This window comes from Pseudomonas sp. PS01297, from assembly GCF_029959305.1.
GTDB lineage: Bacteria > Pseudomonadota > Gammaproteobacteria > Pseudomonadales > Pseudomonadaceae > Aquipseudomonas > Aquipseudomonas helleri.
Window position 1 is genome coordinate 1 of record NZ_JASCPQ010000051.1, and the last position, 20,047, is coordinate 20,047.

The 20,047-nt window shown below is 59.5% G+C and carries 20 protein-coding genes; 10 read left to right on the plus strand and 10 right to left on the minus strand.

Translation table 11 applies throughout. The features are described 5' to 3' along the window. Window positions 1-74: 74 nt before the first annotated feature. From QMX84_RS15830 to copC, 3 genes are all read right to left on the minus strand, one after another. Complete coding sequence (locus QMX84_RS15830; protein ID WP_282364238.1) at window positions 75-1,454, minus strand: gluconate:H+ symporter; 1,380 nt, start codon at window positions 1,452-1,454, stop codon at window positions 75-77. 93 nt (window positions 1,455-1,547) lie between these two features. After that, window positions 1,548-2,393 (minus strand): copper homeostasis membrane protein CopD, encoded by an 846-nt coding sequence (copD, locus tag QMX84_RS15835; protein ID WP_282364239.1) that lies wholly within the window; start codon window positions 2,391-2,393, stop codon window positions 1,548-1,550. Window positions 2,394-2,397: 4 nt separating this feature from the next. Then, a complete protein-coding gene (copC, locus tag QMX84_RS15840) occupies window positions 2,398-2,772 on the minus strand; it encodes a copper homeostasis periplasmic binding protein CopC (protein WP_282364240.1) in 375 nt (124 codons plus the stop codon). A 113-nt stretch (window positions 2,773-2,885) separates the two neighbouring features. On the opposite strand from copC, the gene QMX84_RS15845 reads away from it, so the two are divergent. Beyond that, on the plus strand, window positions 2,886-3,431 hold the full coding sequence (locus QMX84_RS15845) for a histidine phosphatase family protein (RefSeq protein WP_282364241.1): 546 nt from the start codon (window positions 2,886-2,888) through the stop codon (window positions 3,429-3,431). A 113-nt stretch (window positions 3,432-3,544) separates the two neighbouring features. Here the strand turns inward: QMX84_RS15845 and QMX84_RS15850 are convergent, their stop codons facing one another. Next, window positions 3,545-4,033: an Lrp/AsnC family transcriptional regulator gene (locus tag QMX84_RS15850; protein ID WP_048369352.1), complete on the minus strand. Its 489-nt coding sequence runs from the start codon at window positions 4,031-4,033 to the stop codon at window positions 3,545-3,547. Between the two features lie 205 nt (window positions 4,034-4,238). Between QMX84_RS15850 and QMX84_RS15855 the strand changes: the two genes are divergently transcribed. Genes QMX84_RS15855 through lpdA form a run of 4 tightly spaced genes read left to right on the plus strand, consistent with a single transcriptional unit; the run spans window position 4,239 to window position 9,209 of the window. Continuing rightward, the gene (locus QMX84_RS15855) at window positions 4,239-5,471 is read left to right on the plus strand and encodes a 3-methyl-2-oxobutanoate dehydrogenase (2-methylpropanoyl-transferring) subunit alpha (RefSeq protein ID WP_048369353.1); all 1,233 of its coding nucleotides are present in this window, start codon (window positions 4,239-4,241) and stop codon (window positions 5,469-5,471) included. A 4-nt stretch (window positions 5,472-5,475) separates the two neighbouring features. Next, entirely contained in the window at window positions 5,476-6,531 is a 1,056-nt protein-coding gene (locus tag QMX84_RS15860) for an alpha-ketoacid dehydrogenase subunit beta (RefSeq protein WP_262126739.1), read from the plus strand. Next, window positions 6,532-7,818, plus strand: a complete 1,287-nt coding sequence (locus tag QMX84_RS15865; RefSeq protein ID WP_282364242.1) for a dihydrolipoamide acetyltransferase family protein — start codon at window positions 6,532-6,534, stop codon at window positions 7,816-7,818. 2 nt (window positions 7,819-7,820) lie between these two features. After that, window positions 7,821-9,209 carry a dihydrolipoyl dehydrogenase gene (gene lpdA, locus QMX84_RS15870; RefSeq protein ID WP_282364243.1) on the plus strand — a complete coding sequence of 463 codons (1,389 nt, stop codon included), beginning with the start codon at window positions 7,821-7,823 and terminating at the stop codon, window positions 9,207-9,209. Between the two features lie 94 nt (window positions 9,210-9,303). Here lpdA and QMX84_RS15875 read toward each other — a convergent pair whose 3' ends face one another. Then, window positions 9,304-10,947, minus strand: coding sequence for an AarF/UbiB family protein (locus QMX84_RS15875; RefSeq protein ID WP_282364244.1), 1,644 nt, complete (start codon window positions 10,945-10,947; stop codon window positions 9,304-9,306). A gap of 185 nt (window positions 10,948-11,132) precedes the next feature. On the opposite strand from QMX84_RS15875, the gene QMX84_RS15880 reads away from it, so the two are divergent. After that, window positions 11,133-12,518, plus strand: a complete 1,386-nt coding sequence (locus QMX84_RS15880; protein WP_262126735.1) for a uracil-xanthine permease family protein — start codon at window positions 11,133-11,135, stop codon at window positions 12,516-12,518. A gap of 152 nt (window positions 12,519-12,670) precedes the next feature. Next, window positions 12,671-12,928 (plus strand): helix-turn-helix domain-containing protein, encoded by a 258-nt coding sequence (locus tag QMX84_RS15885; protein ID WP_262126734.1) that lies wholly within the window; start codon window positions 12,671-12,673, stop codon window positions 12,926-12,928. 10 nt (window positions 12,929-12,938) lie between these two features. Here the strand turns inward: QMX84_RS15885 and QMX84_RS15890 are convergent, their stop codons facing one another. The 5 genes from QMX84_RS15890 to QMX84_RS15910 are packed head-to-tail and all read right to left on the minus strand — an operon-like array spanning window position 12,939 to window position 17,373. Continuing rightward, window positions 12,939-13,706: an ABC transporter permease gene (locus QMX84_RS15890; RefSeq protein WP_282364245.1), complete on the minus strand. Its 768-nt coding sequence runs from the start codon at window positions 13,704-13,706 to the stop codon at window positions 12,939-12,941. Continuing rightward, window positions 13,703-14,902, minus strand: coding sequence for an ABC transporter substrate-binding protein (locus QMX84_RS15895; RefSeq protein WP_153332751.1), 1,200 nt, complete (start codon window positions 14,900-14,902; stop codon window positions 13,703-13,705). Before QMX84_RS15895 ends, QMX84_RS15890 begins: the two co-directional genes overlap by 4 nt. After that, window positions 14,868-15,716, minus strand: a complete 849-nt coding sequence (locus tag QMX84_RS15900) for an ABC transporter ATP-binding protein (RefSeq protein ID WP_282364247.1) — start codon at window positions 15,714-15,716, stop codon at window positions 14,868-14,870. Before QMX84_RS15900 ends, QMX84_RS15895 begins: the two co-directional genes overlap by 35 nt. Next, window positions 15,713-16,783, minus strand: a complete 1,071-nt coding sequence (locus QMX84_RS15905; RefSeq protein ID WP_282364248.1) for an acyl-CoA dehydrogenase family protein — start codon at window positions 16,781-16,783, stop codon at window positions 15,713-15,715. The genes QMX84_RS15900 and QMX84_RS15905 overlap by 4 nt, the downstream gene beginning before the upstream one ends. 32 nt (window positions 16,784-16,815) lie before the next feature. Then, a complete protein-coding gene (locus QMX84_RS15910; RefSeq protein WP_282364249.1) occupies window positions 16,816-17,373 on the minus strand; it encodes a carboxymuconolactone decarboxylase family protein in 558 nt (185 codons plus the stop codon). 101 nt (window positions 17,374-17,474) lie between these two features. Between QMX84_RS15910 and QMX84_RS15915 the strand changes: the two genes are divergently transcribed. From QMX84_RS15915 to QMX84_RS15925, 3 genes are all read left to right on the plus strand, one after another. Beyond that, window positions 17,475-18,386 (plus strand): AraC family transcriptional regulator, encoded by a 912-nt coding sequence (locus QMX84_RS15915; protein WP_282364250.1) that lies wholly within the window; start codon window positions 17,475-17,477, stop codon window positions 18,384-18,386. A 58-nt stretch (window positions 18,387-18,444) separates the two neighbouring features. Further along, a complete protein-coding gene (locus QMX84_RS15920; RefSeq protein ID WP_282364252.1) occupies window positions 18,445-18,783 on the plus strand; it encodes a DUF6388 family protein in 339 nt (112 codons plus the stop codon). A 763-nt stretch (window positions 18,784-19,546) separates the two neighbouring features. Next, on the plus strand, window positions 19,547-20,038 hold the full coding sequence (locus tag QMX84_RS15925; RefSeq protein ID WP_282364253.1) for a hypothetical protein: 492 nt from the start codon (window positions 19,547-19,549) through the stop codon (window positions 20,036-20,038). Window positions 20,039-20,047 lie beyond the last annotated feature (9 nt).

Genomic DNA, 20,047 nt, shown 5'->3' on the forward strand with positions numbered 1-20,047 from the left:
AGCTGGCCTCGCGATCTTTTGATCTTTTAAAAGATCGCGAGGCAAGCTCGCTCCTACAAGGATCAGTTAAGTTTCTAGACCAGCAAATTCCACAGCAACAGCGCGCCCAGCAGCCCCACCAACGAGACGATGGTTTGCAGCACTGACCACACCATCAGGGTCTGCTTGAGCTGCAGGCCAAAGTACTCGCGCACCATCCAGAAGCCTGCGTCGTTGACGTGGCAAAAGAACACCGAGCCAGCCCCGATTGCCAGCGCCACCAACGAGCCTTGTACACCTTCAAGGCCGATGATCAGGGGCGCCAGAATACCGGCCGTTGTGGTGGTCGCCACGGTTGCCGAACCTGTGGCTTGACGCAACGCCACAGCAATCAACCAGGCCAGCATGACGTAGGACAGATGCGTACCGGTCGCCACTTTACTGATGGTGTCGCTGATGCCGGCTTGCAGCAGGGTTTCTTTCAAGCCACCGCCTGCTCCAATCGTCAGCAGCAACACGGCAATCGGCGCCAGGCTCTTGCGCAGCACACCGCCCACTTGATCGCGGGCCATGCCGATGGACCAGCCCAGGCAAATCACCGCCGCCAGTACCGCCAGCCCCAGCGCAATCAACGGCTCACCCAAAAACTTCAGAGTCACGGCCAATCCGCTTTCCGGCGCCATGGCCACCTTGGCCACCTTGGCCAGCGTGCTGCCCAACATCAACAGCACGGGCAGCAGAATAATCAGCAAGGACACCGCAAAGGTCGGCTTGCGTCGGGTCGGGACCTTGGCGGAAAACAGCGCGCCCAATTCGGCTGGCTCCACCACATGCATGCGCTTGGACAACCAAATGCCGTACAGCGGCCCAGCCAGAATCACCGCCGGAATCGCCAGGCACAGCCCCAGCAACATGGTCAGCCCCAGATCCGCGTGCAAGGCGCTTACCGCAATCAAAGGCCCGGGGTGTGGAGGCATCAGGGCATGCAGCGCCGTCATACCGGCCAGTGCCGGAATGGCGACCTTAAGCAGCGGCTGGCCCGACTGGCGGGCGATGACAAAAATGATCGGCACCATCAGCACCAGGCCCACTTCGAAAAACAAGGGCAAGCCAATCACCATTGCCACCAATGCCATCACCCACGGCAAGGCGCGGCCCCGGGCATGGCGCAGCAAAGTGGCGGCGATCTGGTCCGCTGCTCCGGATTCCGCCATCAAGGCCCCGAGCATCGCGCCCAGGGCAATGATGATCCCGGCCTCCCCCAGAATGCTGCCTGCGCCTTTGCTGAATGCCTTGGCGACCATTTCTGGCGGCAACCCGGCACCGATCCCGGCAATAAAGGTACCGATCAGAATCGAAAGAAAAGGCGTGAGCTTGCAGACGCTGATTAAAACAATAATGGCGACAATTGCCAGCAGGCAGCACACGATCAACTGCGTGTCGTGCGCAAGCCATAGCGGATGTGAAAGATCCAACGAAAAGCCCTCTCTTTGTATTTTTTTGTTACGAGAGGGGTAAATATAACGGATGGCAAAACCGCTCTGGATGAAGATTGAGACAGATGCGCCCTAGCTGACGACCAGCGGTGGCAACGTGCCTAACAGTGAAACTGCCGCTACTGCCGACACCCCAAAAAGCCACTCCAGTGCGACACTGCGGCGTAAGACCTCGAAGTGCCCCGCGCGACTCATCAGCAGATTGAACAGAGCCAACAGCAGCATCAACCCGACCAGCCCCACCTTGATCAACAGAATCAGCGCAAAGCCCTGAAACAGCGGCGTAGGCCAGAGCGCTCCGGTCAGCACCCGCGTATTGATCAGCCCTGTAAGAATAATCCCGGCCACCAGCACGAAACCGATATTACTGAAACGCCGCAACACCGTATCGACCGCTACCCCGGCAGGCCGCGTAAGGATCCACCACAACACCGGCAGCCCGCCCACCCAGGCACCGACACACAGCAAATGGATCATCTGATTGAGGATTAACAACTGGCCCTGCCAACCATCAAGCATCGCGCCATGACCAACGGGCGCCAGCGTGGCCAGCAGCAAAAAGCTCACGGCAGCGATCAGGCCGAAACGCGCCGTGGTGTACAACGCGATCAGTAACAGCCCGTTGAACAGCAAATGGGCGGTCCAGACCTGACCGAAAAAGGTACTGCCCAGCACCAGCTTCAGGGTGGCCAGATCCAGCGTGTCTTTCCAGCTCCCGGCCATTGAGAACGTCGTCAGCAGTAACCAGGCAAGGCCACTGGCCAGCGCCAACCAGGCCAACCCGCGGTAGGCGCCCTGCACCTGCTGCCGCGGACCTGACAGCGTCCCCGGCAACAACGGTCTGAAGACCCAGCCACCGAACAGCAGCAACACTGCACTGAAATGCACAAACCGGCAGACCACCATGGCGCTGAACATCAAATCAGTTGCTCACCGTGAAGCTGTATTCGCCGTTACTTTTGTGGGTATCAACCGACACCGCGTCCCATTTGACCTCGTACTGCCCCGCCGCCAAGGGCTGTTCAGGCGTTACGATCAATACTTTTTTATCCGCAGGTTCGGTTTTGACACTGCTCAACGCGACGGGAGCGCCGTCATGGCTGACAGCCACTTTGGTGAATGCCTGCTCAACACCTTCGCTGAACTGCAAACGCAATACCTTCACGTCACTTGCGCTGCTATCAGCAGCCGGGGTTGCTTGTTCGAGATGCGCGTGGGCGAAGGCAGTGCTGGCTCCGGCCATCAGTGCCACCAACGCTGATGCATTGAGGATTTTTTTCAAGAAAGCAGCAGACATCGCGAAGTACCTTGAGATAGGAATACGCCGCAATAATACTCGCCTAATCTCATTTGGGGGGCGCCCAAACGCTGCCCGAGGGTTAACAACGCGTACCGCGCAAGGAATTGATAATGCCCACTCGCCTCAGTTTCATTTCTCACGCCCGCACTGAAGCGCAGCGTCAAGGGCGCTTTGCACTGGATGAGCCGCCTGAGTCAAAAGGCCTGGAAAAAGCGGCGCTTATCGCCTCGGCCTTGAAAAAGCCCGTGCGCATCCTTTGCGCGCCTGAAGCGCGGACCTTGCAAACGGCCCACACTCTGGGTGGCGAAATTGAAATCATCCCCGAGCTTGAGGATTACGACGCCGGTGACTGGAAAGGTCACAGCCTGGCAGACCTCCAACAGAATATTCCCCAGGCGCTGGCCGAGTGGATCAGCAACCCCGACAAGGCTCCCCATGGCGGCGAAACGGTGAATGAGCTGTGCGTACGGGTTGGCACCTGGCTCGACTCATTTCGCGAAGAAGGCCACTTTGCCGTGGTGACTCACCCCTTCGTCATCCGCGCCGCGATCTTGCATGCGCTGCAGGCCAGCACCGCCTCCTTTAACCTGATCGATATCGAACCGCTGGCGATTGTCGACCTGCGTTTCAATGAACGCTGGCGCCTGCGGTTTTAAAAGCATGCATCACACCCAATACCCCTCGTAGGAGCTGCCGAAGGCTGCGATCTTTTGATCTTAAAAACACAATCAAAAGATCGCGAGGCAAGCTCGCTCCTACAGTTTGAACATTACTCTTCCAGGGTCAGGCCGCCCGGTGGCAAGGGCAGCGCGGTTTTGTAGCGCACTTGTTTGAGGGCGAAGCTGGAACGGATGTTCGCCACCCCCGGCACTTTGGTCAGAAAGTCCATCATGAACCGCTCCAGCGCCTGAATGCTCGGCACCAGCACCCGGATCAAATAGTCCGGGTCGCCGGCCATCAAATAGCACTCCATGACTTCCTGGCGATCCGAAATCGCCGCCTCAAAGTGCTGCAACGCCTCCTCGACCTGCTTCTCCAGGCTGACATGAATAAACACGTTAACGTGAAGGCCCAGCATGTCGGCGTCGAGCAGGGTCACTTGTTCACGAATCAGCCCGCGCTCTTCCATGGCTTTGACGCGGTTAAAACACGGCGTCGGTGACAAATTAACCGAGCGCGCAAGGTCCGCATTGGTGATGCGCGCATTCTGCTGAAGGTTGTTGAGAATCCCGATATCCGTTCGATCTAGCTTGCGCATGAGATAAAAACACCTGTTTTTTATGTTTATGCAGAATTCTTATCCTTATTGAGCGCAAAGCACAATGAACTACAGATAAATATTCTTCACGGTCAGGCCTATGATTGTTGTAGGACAAGATTTGGCTTTTTAAGCAGCCAGATTTTCGACTCACAACTAGCTCCCGCGCCTAATAAACACGACAAGATCGAGCGTAGAGAAAGCCATGACCGACTATGCACCGCTGCGCCTGCACGTTCCCGAGCCCTCCGGCCGACCAGGCTGCAAGACCGACTTCAGTTACCTGCGCCTGACCGATGCCGGCAAGGTCCGCAAACCCGCTATCGACGTAGACCCTGCCGACACAGCTGATCTGGCCAAAGGCCTGATTCGCGTGCTTGATGATCAGGGCCAGGCACTTGGCCCGTGGGCCGAAGGCGTCCCGACCGAGGTACTGCGCGCCGGTATGCGCGCCATGCTCAAAACGCGAATTTTCGACACCCGCATGGTGGTCGCCCAGCGTCAGAAAAAAATGTCGTTCTACATGCAAAGCCTGGGCGAAGAAGCCATTGGCAGCGCTCAGGCCCTGGCGCTGAACCTGGATGACATGTGCTTCCCGACCTACCGCCAGCAAAGCATTTTGATGGCCCGCGACGTGCCGCTGGTCGACCTGATCTGCCAATTACTGTCCAACGAGCGCGACCCCCTCAAGGGTCGGCAATTGCCCATCATGTACTCGGTGCGCGACTACGGCTTTTTCAGTATTTCTGGCAACCTCGCCACTCAATTCGTACAAGCGGTCGGCTGGGGCATGGCCTCGGCCATCAAGGGCGACACTAAAATCGCCTCGGCCTGGATTGGCGATGGTGCCACCGCCGAATCAGACTTCCACACTGCCCTGACCTTTGCCCACGTGTACCGCGCGCCGGTCATTCTTAACGTGGTGAATAACCAGTGGGCGATTTCCACCTTTCAGGCCATTGCCGGCGGCGAATCCACCACCTTCGCCGGTCGTGGCGTAGGCTGCGGGATTGCCTCGCTGCGGGTTGACGGCAACGACTTTGTGGCCGTTTACGCCGCCTCGGTCTGGGCTGCAGAACGTGCGAGGCGCAACCTGGGCCCCACGCTGATCGAATGGGTCACTTACCGCGCAGGCCCGCACTCCACCTCGGATGATCCGTCCAAATACCGCCCGGCTGACGACTGGAGCCACTTCCCGCTGGGCGACCCGATTGCCCGTCTCAAGCAGCACCTGATTGCCACCGGCAACTGGTCGGAAGAAGAACACGCGGCGGTCAGCGCCGAGCTCGAAGCCGAAATCATTGGCGCGCAAAAAGAAGCCGAGCGTTTCGGCACCCTGGCGGGCGGGCAAATGCCGAGCGCCGCGACGATTTTTGAAGACGTGTACAAGGACATCCCCGACCACCTGCGTCGGCAACGTCAAGAGTTGGGGTTATAACCAGATGAACGACAACAATAAAATTCAGATGGAGAACGCCGTGAGTATCAGCACCATGACGATGATCCAGGCCCTGCGCTCGGCCATGGATGTCATGCTTGAGCGCGATGACAACGTGGTGGTGTTCGGCCAGGACGTCGGCTACTTCGGCGGCGTGTTCCGCTGCACCGAAGGCTTGCAGGCCAAGTACGGCAGCTCGCGGGTGTTTGACGCACCGATCTCGGAAAGCGGCATTGTCGGTGCCGCCGTGGGCATGGGCGCCTACGGCTTGCGCCCGGTGGCCGAAATCCAGTTTGCCGACTACTTCTACCCGGCGTCCGACCAGATCGTCTCTGAAGCGGCGCGCTTGCGTTATCGCTCGGCGGGCGAGTTCATCGCCCCCATGACCCTGCGCATGCCTTGCGGCGGCGGTATTTACGGCGGCCAGACCCACAGCCAAAGCCCCGAAGCGATGTTCACCCAGGTTTGCGGCCTGCGCACCGTCATGCCGTCCAACCCGTATGACGCCAAGGGCTTGCTGATTGCCTCCATCGAAAACGATGACCCGGTAATCTTCCTTGAGCCAAAACGCCTGTACAACGGCCCGTTCGATGGCCACCACGAGCGCCCGGTCACGCCGTGGTCCAAACACTCCGCCAGCGCCGTGCCGGATGGCTATTACACCGTGCCGCTGGACTGCGCCGCCATCGTGCGCCCTGGCACCGAAGTCACCATCCTGACCTACGGCACCACCGTCTACGTGGCCCAGGCCGCAGCCGAAGAAACCGGCATCGACGCTGAAGTCATCGACCTGCGCAGCCTGTGGCCGCTGGACCTGGATGCAATTGTTACCTCCGTAAAGAAAACCCGTCGCTGCGTCGTCGTGCACGAAGCCACCCGCACCTGCGGCTTCGGCGCCGAGCTGATCGCGCTGGTTCAAGAGCACTGCTTCCACTATCTGGAAGCACCGATTGAACGCGTAACCGGCTGGGACACGCCCTACCCGCATGCGCAGGAGTGGGCCTACTTCCCCGGCCCGGCGCGAGTGGGTGCAGCTTTGCAACGGGTCATGGAGGTTTAAATGGGTACGCACGTTATCAAGATGCCGGACATTGGCGAAGGCATTGCGCAAGTTGAGCTGGTGGAGTGGTTTGTCAAAGTCGGTGACCTGGTCAGCGAAGACCAGGTGGTGGCCGACGTCATGACCGACAAGGCCACTGTGGACATTCCGAGCCCTGTAGCCGGCCGTGTACTGGCGCTGGGCGGTCAGCCCGGCGAGGTCATGGCGGTGGGCAGTGAACTGATCCGCATTGAAGTCGAAGGCGCGGGCAACCTGCGTGAAGACGCTGCGCCCGCACCCGCAGTGGCCGCCGAAGCACCGGCAGCCGCGCCCAAAGCCCCGGCGCAGGCCCGGGTTGAAGTGGCAGCGGTGTCGGTGGCGGCGGTCAAAACTGCACCAACCTCACGTGCGGCTCCTGTAGCCCGTGAAGCCAACGAACGACCGCTGGCCTCCCCGGCTGTACGAAAACGCGCATGGGATGCCGGGATTGAACTGCGTTTTGTGCAAGGCAGCGGGCCTGCGGGCCGCGTGTTGCATGACGACCTTGATGCCTACCTGGCACAGGACACCAGCACCAGCGCTGCACCTGCCAGCGGCTACGCCATGCGCACGGATGAACAGCACATCCCGGTGATCGGCCTGCGCCGCAAGATCGCGCAGCGCATGCAAGATGCCAAACGCCGCGCCGCACACTTCAGCTACGTTGAAGAAATCGACGTGACCGCACTCGAAGAGCTGCGCGCCCAACTCAATCAAAAATGGGGCGAGACCCGCGGCAAGCTGACCTTGCTGCCGTTTTTGATGCGGGCCATGGTCGTGGCCTTGCGCGACTTTCCGCAGATCAACGTGCGCTATGACGACGAAGCGCAAATCATCACCCGCTTTGGCGCCGCCCACATTGGCGTGGCCGCGCAGAGCGATGCCGGCTTGATGGTGCCAGTGGTGCGCCACGCAGAAAGCCTGAATTTGTGGGCTGCCGCCGATGAAATCGCCCGTCTGGCCAATGCCGTGCGCACTGGCAAGGCGACCCGCGAAGAACTGTCCGGCTCGACCATTACCCTCACCAGCCTCGGCGCGCTGGGCGGCATAGCCAGCACCCCGGTGGTCAACCTGCCGGAAGTCGCCATTATTGGCGTCAACCGCATCGTCGAGCGCCCGGTCGTGGTCAAAGGCCAGATCGTGATCCGCAAAATGATGAACCTCTCCAGCTCATTCGACCATCGCGTGGTCGACGGCATGGACGCGGCGCAATTTATCCAGGCCATGCGTGGCTTGCTCGAACAACCTGCCAGCCTGTTTCTGGAGTGACTATGCAACCCACTCATCACACTACGCTGCTGATTATCGGCGGCGGCCCTGGCGGCTATGTGGCAGCGATCCGCGCCGGTCAGCTGGGTATTCCAACGGTCTTGATCGAAGGCCAGTCGCTGGGCGGTACCTGCCTCAATGTCGGCTGTATCCCGTCCAAGGCGCTGATCCACGTGGCCGAACAGTTCCACACAACGCAGCGCTACAGCACTAACCAGTCGCCTTTAGGCATCAAGACCCAAGCTCCAACTCTGGACATCAACCAGAGCGTGCAATGGAAGAACGGCATTGTTGATCGCCTGACCACCGGTGTTGGCGCGTTGCTGAAAAAGCACGGGGTCAAGGTCATTCATGGCTGGGCCAACATCCTTGATGGCAAAGCCGTGGAAGTCGACGGGCAACGCATCGAGTGCGAGCACCTGTTGCTGGCCACCGGCTCGCAGACCGTTGATTTGCCAATACTGCCGATTGGCGGGGCCATTATTTCGTCTACCGAAGCGCTCAACCCTACCGCGATCCCCAAACGCCTGACTGTCGTGGGCGCGGGTTATATCGGTCTGGAACTGGGCATCGCCTATCGCAAACTGGGGACTGAAGTGACCGTGGTCGAGGCCCGCGAGCGGATTTTGCCGACCTATGACAAAGACCTGACATTGCCGGTGGCTGAATCGCTCAAGGCGCTGGGCATCACCCTGTACCTTGAGCACAGCGTTGAAGGCTTCCAGACCAGCAGCAAAACCCTGTCGATGCGCAATCGCATGGGCGAGAGCCAAACCCTGGAAACCGATCAGGTGTTGGTCGCCGTCGGTCGCCGCCCGCGTACCCAAGGCTTCAATCTGGAAACCCTGGCGCTGGCCATGAACGGCTCGGCAATTCGCGTCGACAACCGTTGCCACACCAGCATGCGCAACGTCTGGGCCATCGGCGACCTCACCGGCGAACCGATGCTCGCGCACCGGGCCATGGCGCAGGGTGAGATGGTGGCCGAGATCATTGCTGGCAAACAGCGTGAATTTAGCCCGGCAGCCATTGCGGCGGTGTGCTTTACCGACCCGGAAATAGTCGTGGTGGGCAAAAGCCCGGCTGACGCTGAAGCGGCGGGGCTGGACTTTATCAGCGCCAGCTTCCCGTTCAGCGCCAACGGCCGGGCCATGACCCTGGAATCCAAAACCGGTTTCGTACGGGTAGTCGCGCGGCGTGACAATCATTTGATTGTTGGCTGGCAAGCCGTGGGTGCCGGGGTTTCCGAGTTGTCGACCGCCTTTGCCCAGTCGTTGGAAATGGGCGCTTGCCTGGAAGACATCGCCGGCACCATCCACGCTCACCCGACCTTGGGCGAAGCCGTGCAAGAAGCCGCTTTGCGCGCCTTGGGGCATGCGTTGCATTTGTAACGACGGTTACAGCCCCTTGTAGGAGCGAGCTTGTCTCGCGATCTTTTAAACGGTCAAAAGATCGCGAGGCAAGCTCGCTCCTACAGGGGCGGGTTTACGGGCTTTTAAACAGGCTCCATAGAAACGCCAGCAAACCTCCCAATGTCGCGATCCCGGCCAACCACCCCACCGCCGACAAGCCTTGCCACACGGGCCCGGCCGCGGCTATTTGCGGGCCGAAGGCAATCAGCAGCGCGCTGATCAACAAGGCCAACGACAGGCGGGTCGAGGCTAACCGCAGCGAGCGTTCCAGGCGTTCCAGCCCCGGCATATCGACCTTGAGGTCGACTACACCGTGCTTGAGCCGATGCACCATCAAGCGGGTCAGTTTGGGCAAATCCGCCAACACCCCGCGCCCCAGTTGCACGCCCTCAATGCCCAGACGCTTGGCGGCTTTCCAGTCAAATTGCTCGCGCAGCATCTTTTCCACTGCAGGCTTGGCCGTGGCTACCAGATCAAGCTCCGGATCCAGCTGAGTCAACACGCCATCCGCGGTGATCAGCGCCTTAAATAGCACCAGTAAATCCGCGGGCAGCGGCAAGCGGTATTCACGGATCAACTCAAGAAAGTCGGTGATCAAGGCGCTCATTTTCAGAGGTCCGCCCTGTTGCCGCGACATGTATTCGCGGGCCGCCTGCTCGATCAGCGACAGGTCTTGCACCCGCTCGCCACTCCAGTCGATCAAGACGCCGACCAATACCTCAGTGCTGCCTTCGGTCAAAGCCCGCATAAAGTTCATGACTTCAAGCCGACGGCGTTCATCAAGGCGCCCCACCATGCCGAAGTCGATAAACCCCACGCGGTTCTCACTCATTGCCCGCAAGTTGCCGGGATGCGGATCACCATGAAACAGGCCATCTTCGAGCAACATTTTGATAAATGCCTGCGCCCCGCGTTTGGCCAGCAGGCTTGGGTCCAGCCCCTGTTCTAGCAATGCCGTACGGGTCAGCGGGGTAAAGCTGGGCAAAAACGCCTGAACCAATAAACGCTGGCTGCTGAATGCCCAATAAATAGCCGGGATGACGATGTAAGGGGTCTGCGCGAAATTCTGCGCCACGCTGTCGCAGTTTTGCCCCTCCTGGGTGAAGTCCAGTTCTTCGAGCATCGCCCTGGCCAACTGCCGAACCATCTGGCGCGGTTGATACAGCGCCAGCGCATCATTTTGCTCAATCAACTGCGCGAGGCTTTCCAGCAACTGCAAATCGGCGGTCATTTGTTGGCGCAAGCCGGGCCGCTGGACTTTGACCACCACTGCCTCGCCCGTGAGCAACCGCGCGCGATAGACCTGGGCCATCGATGCCGCCGCCAAGGGTTGGGTGTCAAATTCGGCAAACGCCTGATCCAGCTCACAGCCCAGGTCTTCCAACACTTGGGCTTCAAGCTCACACCAGGGCAAGGTCGACGCCTGACTATGCAAGGCTTGCAGTTCTTCAACCCACGCAGGCGGCAGGATGTCACTGCGGCTGGCGAGTATCTGCCCGCACTTGATAAACGTCGGCCCCAACGTTTCCAGGGCCATGCGAACCCGCTGCGGGGTAGTGGCGGGCAGCGATTCGCCGGGTTCGGCCTTCACTTCGGCGAGCAAGCGCCCCAGCCCCAGGCGAATCAAGACGTCCTGCGCGCCAAAGCGCACCAGGGTCGCCACAATGTGCTGCAGTCGGCGATGGTATTTCAAGGCGGTCCAGGTGGGTTCAAGCATCAAGTCACGTCCCTTTAAAAGTGCTGCCGTGTGCCCTTCGGGCCTTAAACTGCGACCACAGCGCGGCTTAATCATTCGATTGATTTAAGTTCGCTTGGGCCCGGAGCGAAAGCCCGTGCAAGCAAACACTGGGCGTGGTGGCCTAACACCAGTAGAATCGCGCTCTTTTTTCCAGGGCGCTCGCCATGACCTCTCCCAAAACCCCGCATGAAGCCGAGTCCCAGACCAGCGAACTGGTCTTTGGCCTCGAAGACCGCCCCAAGCCGTGGATCGGCTTTCTGGCCGCGCTGCAACATCTGTTGGCCATCATCGTGCCAATCGTTACTCCCGGCCTGCTGATCTGTCAGGCGCTCGGGGTGTCGAGCCGCGACACCAACTTGATTGTCTCCATGTCGCTGGTGATCTCTGGCATCGCAACCTTTGTGCAATGCAAACGCTTCGGACCTTTTGGCGCCGGTTTGTTGATTGTTCAGGGCACCAGCTTCAACTTTGTCGGCCCGCTGATTGCCGGTGGCGCGTTGATGGTCAAGCAAGGCACCCCGGTCGAGGGCGTGATGGCCGCGATTTTCGGTGTGGTGATTGCCGGGTCGTTTGTCGAAATGGGCATCTCGCGGGTCTTGCCGTTTGTTAAACGCATGATCACCCCGCTGGTCACCGGCATCGTGGTGCTGATGATTGGTCTGACGCTGATTAAAGTCGGCCTGATCAGCATGGGCGGCGGTTTTAGCGCCATGGCCAATGGCACCTTCGCCAACGGTGAAAACCTGATGCTGTCAGGCGTGGTGCTGGCGATTATCGTGATCCTCAACCGTATCCCGCTGGTGTGGATGCGCAGTTGCGCCATCGTCATCGCATTGGCGGTGGGCTACGCGCTGGCGGGTTATCTGGGCCGTCTGGACTTCACCGGCATGCATCAGGCCGCAGTGTTCCAGGTGCCGGTGCCGCTGCACTTTGGCCTGGGGTTCTCGTGGGCGTTGTTTATTCCGATGCTGGTGATTTACCTGGTGACGTCGCTGGAAGCGATTGGCGACGTGACCGCCACCAGCAAAATATCGCGCCAGCCAGTTGAAGGCCCGGTATGGATGCAGCGCATCAAGGGCGGCGTGCTGGTCAACGGCGCTAACTCGTTGCTGGCCGGGGTGTTCAACACCTTCCCAAGCTCGATCTTTGCGCAAAACAACGGCGTGATTCAGCTCACCGGGATTGCCAGCCGCCATGTCGGTGTGTGGATTGCCGGCATGTTGATCCTGCTGGGCTTGTTCCCAAGCGTGGCCGGGGCCATCCAGGCCGTACCGGAACCAGTACTGGGCGGCGCGGCCATGGTGATGTTCGGTGCGGTAGCCGCGTCGGGGATCAATATTCTGGCGAGCATTCAACTGGACCGTCGCGCACTGCTGATTATTGCCGTGTCCTTGGCCTTGGGCCTGGGCGTGTCGCAAGTGCCTGAGTTCCTGGCCCATATGCCAGCAGCGTTGCGCGATGTGCTGGAGTCCGGGGTCGCCACAGGCGGTATTTGTGCCCTACTGCTGAACTGGTTCCTGCCAGAAACAGAAGCCAGACCAGCCGTCTGATACCCCGCCATGCAGGATTGTTAGAAGCAATCCTGCATGGAATTGGTAAATATCCTACTTGTTAGTAGGCATTTACAGCTCCCACCCTTTCCCTATTTCATTGCTTGAATTACTCTTTTTTGTGACCCCTCTGGCTATCACGGGCTGCATCTATGAGTACATACGGATCACGCTTAAAACAGGAACGTCTGCGCCTGAAGCTGACGCAAGAACTTTTCGCCGACGCTGGCGGGGTTGGGCGTTACGCACAAGGCTGTTATGAGCGGGACCTGAGCATGCCTCGCGCCGACTATCTGGCCGCCATCACCTTGATCGGCGTGGATGTGCTGTACATCATCACCGGCCGTCGCACCACGCACAGACAGCAACCCTTTGGTTCATTGTGCAAAGGTTCTATGACTGAACACTAGCGGCAACGGCTCAGGCATGCACCCAACGCCGGTGCAGGCTGCGCGCGCAAGCATCCAGGGCAAAACCCAGCACACCGATCAGCACCACCATGGCCATCAGTTCGGAGTAAGCCAGGCGGTCACGCGTGTCGAGAATGAAGTAACCCAAACCGGCACTCACACCGAGCATTTCGCACGGCACCAGCACGATCCACAAGATCCCTATCGACAACCGCACCCCGGTCAAGACATGCCCCAGAACCCCCGGCAGAATGACCCGGCGCAAGGTTTCCCAACGCGTGGCACTCAGGCTTCGACTCAATTGCAACCACCTCGGGTCCAGTTGCCGAACACCGGCGATGGTATTGAGCAAAATCGGCCACACGGCGGCAAACGTCAGCAAAAAGTAGATCGGCTGATCGCCTACGCCCATCAGCATCACCACCACCGGCATCCACGAGAGCGGCGAGATCATCCGTAAAAACTGAAACGCTGGCGTGGTGGCCGCTTCAAGGTTGCGCGAACCGCCAATCAACAGGCCCAGAGGCACGCCGATCAACAGGGCCATCAGCAAGCTGATCAGAATGCGCTTTACGCTCACCCAGACGTTGTCATAGAGCTGTGCACTGCCGAGCAAGTCAAACAGGCTGGCAAAGGTGGCCTGCGGCGAGAATCGTGCTGAAAGCCCCTGCGCGCTGCCGAACAGCTCAATCCCCAGCCACCACAGCAGTAACAGGCTCAATAACCCTGCCACGCCGAGCAGCCACTGGCGTGCAGGTGAAGGTGTAAGCGTTTTCAAAAGCCGAACTCCTCGGTGCGCTCAAAACTATCGGGCAGGCCGAACGCTTTCAGGCCACCGACGCTGGCAATGCTGTTTTTGACGAAACGGTCGTCCACCAGGTCCTGCGCCACCTGCTTGGGGTCAAGGTCAGCCAGAAAACCGTTATCGCCCTGAATCAGCGTGTGTTTGAGACGCGTGACCAGCTCTTCGGTGTAGCTCGGGAAAGGATACGGCTGGAAGTCGATGCGCTGTTCGTCCCAGTTCGCGTGCCGGATCGCACCGTCATGTTCATAGCCCGTGCGCTCCGTGGCCGCTGGGGACAACACCCGCTGCAACACTTGCGAACTGTGCGGGGTGTAGCGATTTTCGCCGTCTTTAGCCAACAATTTGGCGGCCTGTTCACGGTTGTCGCGGGTCCAGACTTGCGCTTTAACAATGGCATTCACGACTTTTTGCGACCACTCGGGGCGATTGTTCAAGTCATGCTCGTGCATAAACACCACGCAGCAGGCGTGGTTGCGCCACATGTCCCCGGTAAAGCGCTGCACACGCCCAACCTTAAGGTCTTCAGCCAGGGCATTGAACGGCTCGGCAACGATGTAGCCGGCGATGCGCTGGGTGGCCAGTGCTGGCGGCATGTCTGAAGGCGGCATCACCACCAGGTTGACCTCGTTCGCGGCCAGCGGGCTGTTGACGGGCCGTGTCACCGGCTGCAAACCGTTTTCACGAAACAACTGCTGCACTACCACGTTGTGGATCGAGTACCAAAACGGGATCGCCACCGATTGCCCGCCCAATTGCTTGACGTCGGTAATCTGCGGCGCCACGGTCAAACCCGAACCGCCCACATGGTTCCAGGCCACGACCTTGGCCGGTACCTTGCTGCCATAACGTGCCCACACCGTCATCGGCGACAGCAAGTGGATCACGTTGACCTGGCCTGAAATAAACGCCTCGATCACCTGCGCCCAACTGCGCAACAGCACCGGGCGCTCGGCCTTTATGCCTTCGGCTTCGAACAGGCCATTGTTGTGCGCAACCAGCAGGGGCGTGGCATCGGTGATGGGCAGGTAGCCAATGCGAACGGGCGCATCCGGCTCGGCAGCCGCCCGCGCTTGCAAGCTTGCCAGCATTGGCAAAGCGCCCGCCGCGGTGAGCATGGCGCTGAGTTTTAAAATGTCACGTCGAGTGTGGGTAAAGTCGTCCAGGCACATGTTCACGCTCCAGCGAGTTGGGCAAAGGGTCAATAACTGCATCGGGTTTGCGGCTTGCCCGCCGAAGGGTTTTAAGAATGTCTATGTGCAAGGCACCCAGTTCATCGATCCGTTCGTCGCGCGGCTGCGCCAGATCAATGCGCCACTGCGCCACCGTCTGCGCCGGGCTGTGACCCAGTAGCAGAATTCGGTCGCTGAGCAGCAGGGCTTCGTCAATGTCATGGGTGATCAACAATGCGGCGGTGTTGTGCCGCTCGATCACTTTGAGCAACAGCTGCTGCATGTCGGCGCGGGTCACTTCGTCGAGCGCGCCAAACGGCTCATCGAGTAACAGCACGTGGGGTTGGCGGGCCAGACACCGCGCCAATGCGACCCGCTGCGCCATGCCGCCTGACAATTGCGCCGGGTACTGGCCGCGTGCGTGCTGCAAACCCACCTCGGCAATGGCCTGGTCCACCCGCGCCTTTCGTTCGGCGCTGGAGACTGTGGGCTGGCTGGCGAAATCAAGGCCAAACGCGACGTTGCTTTCAAGGCTCAGCCACGGCAACAGGCTAGGGTCTTGAAAGGCCACCGCCACCCGCGGATGCGGTGCGCTGAGCGGCTGGCCCAGCACGCTGACACTACCAGCATGGGCCGTCTGCAAACCGGCCAGCACCCGCAGCAGGCTGGACTTGCCGACGCCGCTGGGGCCCAGCACCGAGACCACTTCACCGGGCATCAATTGCAGATCAAAGCCTTCCAGCACTGACTGCCAACCCGCGTCATGGGCATAGCCCAGGGTGATCTGGCGCGCCTCCAGCACCACCGCGCTCATTGCGCACTGGCCTGGCTTTGACGCTGTAACTCGGCCCGCAGCTGTACCAGGCTTGGGGTCACAATCGGCACAAAGGCCGATTCGCGCCAGCGCCGCGCAAACGCGCTGCCGTAAGCACTCAAGTAAGCCTTGCCGCCGCTGGCTTGCAGTTCGAATTGCACGGCACTGGCGGTGGCTTCGGCCAAGGCGATGCGGATCTTGAACAGCGCTGCCGGTTGCGTCAGAAAACGCCCGTCCAGCAGCCCGGCCTTGAGGGCTGTAACGTGGCTTTCAAGAGCCGCCCGTTGTTCTTCAAGGAGTTCGAGCAAGTCTGCGCGTGGGCCTTGCAGATGCGCTTGCGCTTCGTTAAGCGAACGCCGCGCCAGACCAATGGACATGGCACATTGCAAGCCCAGGAAGGCCGGGCGCACGGCGGGCAAAAACACTTTGGCGTTGTCGTGCAACAACCACTCTTCAGCCACCTGAACAGCTTGCAAATCAATGGCTGCGGTATTGCTCGACTGCAAGCCCATCAGTTGCAGGTCCGCCGAGCGCGTCAGCCCCGGCAGGGCATCAGGGATCGCCAGCACAAACGGCGTACCGCCCTCTTCCCGATCAATCGCTGCCGCCACCACAAACCCGCTTTTGCGCAGGTTGGTCACCCAGTGCAAACGCCCGTTGAGGCTCCAGCCATTGGCCTCGGCCCGCGCCTTTACTTGCAGGGTCTCGACCCCCGACAGAAACTTCATGGCATTGGACAGGCCCGTCGCGCCCGCCAGTTGTCCGCTCAACAAATCGGGCAGCAAGCGCTCACCCAGCGCCTTGTTCGGGCTTTGCAGGACGTATTCGATAAACGCGCGCTGGCCCCAAAACACAAACGCCGAGGCCAGCGAGTGACTGGCGACACTGGCCACGCTTTCAATAGCATCGACGACGGAGCCGCCGCTGCCGCCCAATGCCGGGTCGACCCCGACCCGCAGCACATTGGCAGCCGCCAGCTGTGACAGAACGGTCTGCGGGTCGCTGTGGCCCAAGTCGAGCGCCTCGGCTTCGGTCTCCAGCCAATGACTGAGTACGGGGTCGAGCATGTGGGTCTCTCCTTAAAATCGTGGCCCGCTGATTACGCAGGTTTGTTCCAGCTGTAACGCGCCAGCTCAGGGTTCAACGGGGTCCGCGCGAAGACGTTGGCAAAGTTGCACAAGGTCGCCAGGCTTACGCCCAGAATCACTTCCAGCGCTTGGCCTTCGGTAAAACCAGCGGCCTTGAAGGTGGCGTAAGTGCCGTCGCTGACATCACCACGGGTGGCAATCACTTCACGGGTGAACGCCGCCAGCGCTTCCAGTCGTTCAATGGGCAGCTCGGTTTGGCCGCGCAGCGCCGTCACCACTTCGTCTGGCAGCTTTGCCTTGTTTTGCGCCACAGCGGTATGCCCTGCCACACAAAAATCGCAACCATGGCGCGTGGCAGCAATCAACTGCACCACTTCGCGCTCAGGCAGGGTCAGCTCAGACTTGCCGTTAAGCGCCGAAACCGTGACATAGGTTTCCAATGCCGCCGGCGCATTGGCTAGAATCCCTAGCAAGTTCGGAATAAATCCTGAGTTTTTTTGCGCGGTTTCCAGAAATGGCTTGGCGGCTTGCGGTGCGGTTTCCAGGGTATGAAGGGTGACGCGAGACATGTGGTGACTCCTGCGTAAGGTGTCTAAACAGTCTGTTGGTTATAAAAAATTCATTCCATATTCTAAAGTAGCGATTACTTGCTCCTGAGTGTTTCCATTAGATGATTTCTTCCACCCCACTAATCGATTGGTTATTAGAAAGCCTTGAGCTGGATGCCAGTCTGTTTCACGTCGGCCGTTATTGCGGTGGCTGGCACAGCAGCACCGAGGGGTTAGCGCCCGCCAGTTTCCATATGGTCGTGCAGGGTCAATGCTGGCTGCATGCGGAAGGGCAAACCACGGGCGTGCAACTCAACGCGGGGGATGCGCTGTTTCTGCTGCAAGACTTGAAGTACCGGTTGTCTAGCGCCCAAGACCCAAGCCTGGCGGTGCAACTGCCGCGCCAAACCATGCAAGCGCTCGACAGCCAGGCGGAAGATGGCGTGGGCCTGGTCTGTGGTTTCTTCCATTTTCAGCCGGGACTTTCGGCGCTGATCATCGAAGCCCTGCCCGCCTGGATTCTCTTACGCGCGGACGACCCTTCGTCCCACGCAGCGCGCACACTTTTCCAGTTAATACTGGAAGAATGTCAGCGAACGCCGGGGCCATCGTCAGCCCTGCTTGAGCGCTTGAGCCACCTGCTATTTCTATACGTCTTACGCCAGCAAGTCGGCGACAACCCGAACCTCGGGGGCTTGGTTGCCTTGGCGAGGCAGCCGCTGTTTTCCAGCTTGCTGGAGCAACTGATCGAACACCCCGAGCAGCCCTGGACACTGGAAAGCATGGCCGCCTGCACTGGCCTGTCGCGCTCGGCGTTTTTTAAACGGTTTAGCGAACAGGCCGGGCAATCACCGGGGCATGTCTTGCTGGCGTTGCGCATGCGCCATGCCTGCCGATTGTTGCAAAACGGGCACACCGTCGAGCAAGTCTGTGGTGCGGTGGGCTATCAGTCGATTGCCGCCTTTACCCGGGCATTTACCAAAGCGATCGGCGTGCAACCGGGGGCTTATCGCAAGCAGCATGAGCGGCGTTGAGCTCCTTGGCCCGCGCAGTCTATGCTGTGTTTATAACCTTCATTACGTGGAGACCTGTGTGACCGAACCTGGACCTCGGCATCAAAAAGCCCTTGACCGGTTCCTAGGCGAACGCCCGGAACTGGCCACAAAACTCGACAATCTAAACCCGCTGGAAGCCCGCGCGGCGGGCCAATCCATGCAGAAATATCGCCAGGAACGCCTCAACGAAGCCTTCGAAGCAGAGGCTGAACGACTGGGCTTTTTTGCCTGGGAACTGACTCTGCAATTGACCAGTGAAACGCCCGAAGACTTTCAAGCGCAGCGCCTTGAAGTGCACCGCGAAGTGGCGCAAATGGCAGGCATGGAATGGGCGGAGTATTGCGAGCTGCATGGGCTTGAAGTTGAGGCGCATTAAAACTGTAGCGAGCTAGTCTCGCGATCTTTTGATTTTGGCCCTTTTTACGGCCGCTGCGCACCCGGACGTAGCCTCGCAAGGCTCGTCAACTGCTACAGGTGTACGCAATACAACTGTAGGAGCGAGCTTGCTCGCGATCTTTTGATCTTGGCTCTTTTTACGGCCGCTGCGCGCCCGGACGTAGCCTCGCAAGGCTCGTCAACTGCTACAGGTGTACGCAATACAACTGTAGGAGCGAGCTTGTCTCGCGATCTTTTGATCTTGGCTCTTTTTACGGCCGCTGCGCGCCCAGACGTAGCCTCGCAAGGCTCGTCAACTGCTACAGGTTGTACGCAATACAACTGTAGGAGCGAGCTTGTCTCGCGATCTTTTGATCTTGGCCCTTTTACGGCCGCTGCGCGCCCGGACGTAGCCTCGCAAGGCTCGTCAACTGCTACAGGTTGTACGCAATACAACTGTAGGAGCGAGCTTGCCTCGCGATCTTTTGATCTTGGCTCTTTTACGGCCGCTGCGCGCCCGGACGCAGCCTCGCAAGGCTCGTCAACTGCTACGGGTTGTACGCGATTCAAACTGTAGGAGCGAGCTTGCCTCGCGATCTTTTGATCTTGGCTCTTTTACGGCCGCTGCGCGCCCGGACGTAGCCTCGCAAGGCTCGTCAACTGCTACGGGGTGTACGCGATTCAGCCCATCTTCAGGGCCTGTGCTATACCCATAGGGACAAATGTTTGAACGCGGCACGCAGCCGCCACTGGAAGAGGTTCGCATGTTCAAAGGATTTGCTGGTTCTGCCAAAGATAAAAGCACGCACGCCGTCAACGACCTGCCGTCCAACAACATAGAACTGTTCGACAGCTACACCGGCTTGATTCTCGGCCGCCTTTACCGCAATTTCCCGCTGCCCATCACCCTGAGCGCAGAAGAATTCATCGACTACAACACCCTCGAAGACAGCAACCGCCAGCTACTGAGCCAAGAAGAAAACCTGTTTCTGGCTACCGTCAAATGGCTGGCCGACGTCGGTTACATCCATTTCGACGGCATGTCAGGCGTTTCGTTTTTTGAAGTCGTCCTTACGAGCAATGGTCTGCTGATCCTTCGAGCCTTTGCCGAAGGCCAGGATGGCACCCCCACTCTCGGAGAAAAACTTGCGCAGCACGTCCAGGGCGAAAACCCGCTGAAATTGAGGAACCTGGTGACCCAAGCCTTGAATCTGGGGAGCCAGATACTCAGCCCAATGACACGCTCAGGGATTTGAACCACCCGC

Coding starts and splice junctions, on each gene's coding strand:
- copD (WP_282364239.1), bottom strand. CDS start 2,393: ATGTTCAGCGCCATGGTGGTCTGCCGGTTTGTGCATTTCAGTGCAGTG.
- copC (WP_282364240.1), bottom strand. CDS start 2,772: ATGTCTGCTGCTTTCTTGAAAAAAATCCTCAATGCATCAGCGTTGGTG.
- QMX84_RS15845 (WP_282364241.1), top strand. CDS start 2,886: ATGCCCACTCGCCTCAGTTTCATTTCTCACGCCCGCACTGAAGCGCAG.
- QMX84_RS15850 (WP_048369352.1), bottom strand. CDS start 4,033: ATGCGCAAGCTAGATCGAACGGATATCGGGATTCTCAACAACCTTCAG.
- QMX84_RS15855 (WP_048369353.1), top strand. CDS start 4,239: ATGACCGACTATGCACCGCTGCGCCTGCACGTTCCCGAGCCCTCCGGC.
- QMX84_RS15860 (WP_262126739.1), top strand. CDS start 5,476: ATGAACGACAACAATAAAATTCAGATGGAGAACGCCGTGAGTATCAGC.
- QMX84_RS15865 (WP_282364242.1), top strand. CDS start 6,532: ATGGGTACGCACGTTATCAAGATGCCGGACATTGGCGAAGGCATTGCG.
- lpdA (WP_282364243.1), top strand. CDS start 7,821: ATGCAACCCACTCATCACACTACGCTGCTGATTATCGGCGGCGGCCCT.
- QMX84_RS15875 (WP_282364244.1), bottom strand. CDS start 10,947: ATGCTTGAACCCACCTGGACCGCCTTGAAATACCATCGCCGACTGCAG.
- QMX84_RS15880 (WP_262126735.1), top strand. CDS start 11,133: ATGACCTCTCCCAAAACCCCGCATGAAGCCGAGTCCCAGACCAGCGAA.
- QMX84_RS15885 (WP_262126734.1), top strand. CDS start 12,671: ATGAGTACATACGGATCACGCTTAAAACAGGAACGTCTGCGCCTGAAG.
- QMX84_RS15895 (WP_153332751.1), bottom strand. CDS start 14,902: ATGTGCCTGGACGACTTTACCCACACTCGACGTGACATTTTAAAACTC.
- QMX84_RS15900 (WP_282364247.1), bottom strand. CDS start 15,716: ATGAGCGCGGTGGTGCTGGAGGCGCGCCAGATCACCCTGGGCTATGCC.
- QMX84_RS15905 (WP_282364248.1), bottom strand. CDS start 16,783: ATGCTCGACCCCGTACTCAGTCATTGGCTGGAGACCGAAGCCGAGGCG.
- QMX84_RS15910 (WP_282364249.1), bottom strand. CDS start 17,373: ATGTCTCGCGTCACCCTTCATACCCTGGAAACCGCACCGCAAGCCGCC.
- QMX84_RS15915 (WP_282364250.1), top strand. CDS start 17,475: ATGATTTCTTCCACCCCACTAATCGATTGGTTATTAGAAAGCCTTGAG.
- QMX84_RS15925 (WP_282364253.1), top strand. CDS start 19,547: ATGTTCAAAGGATTTGCTGGTTCTGCCAAAGATAAAAGCACGCACGCC.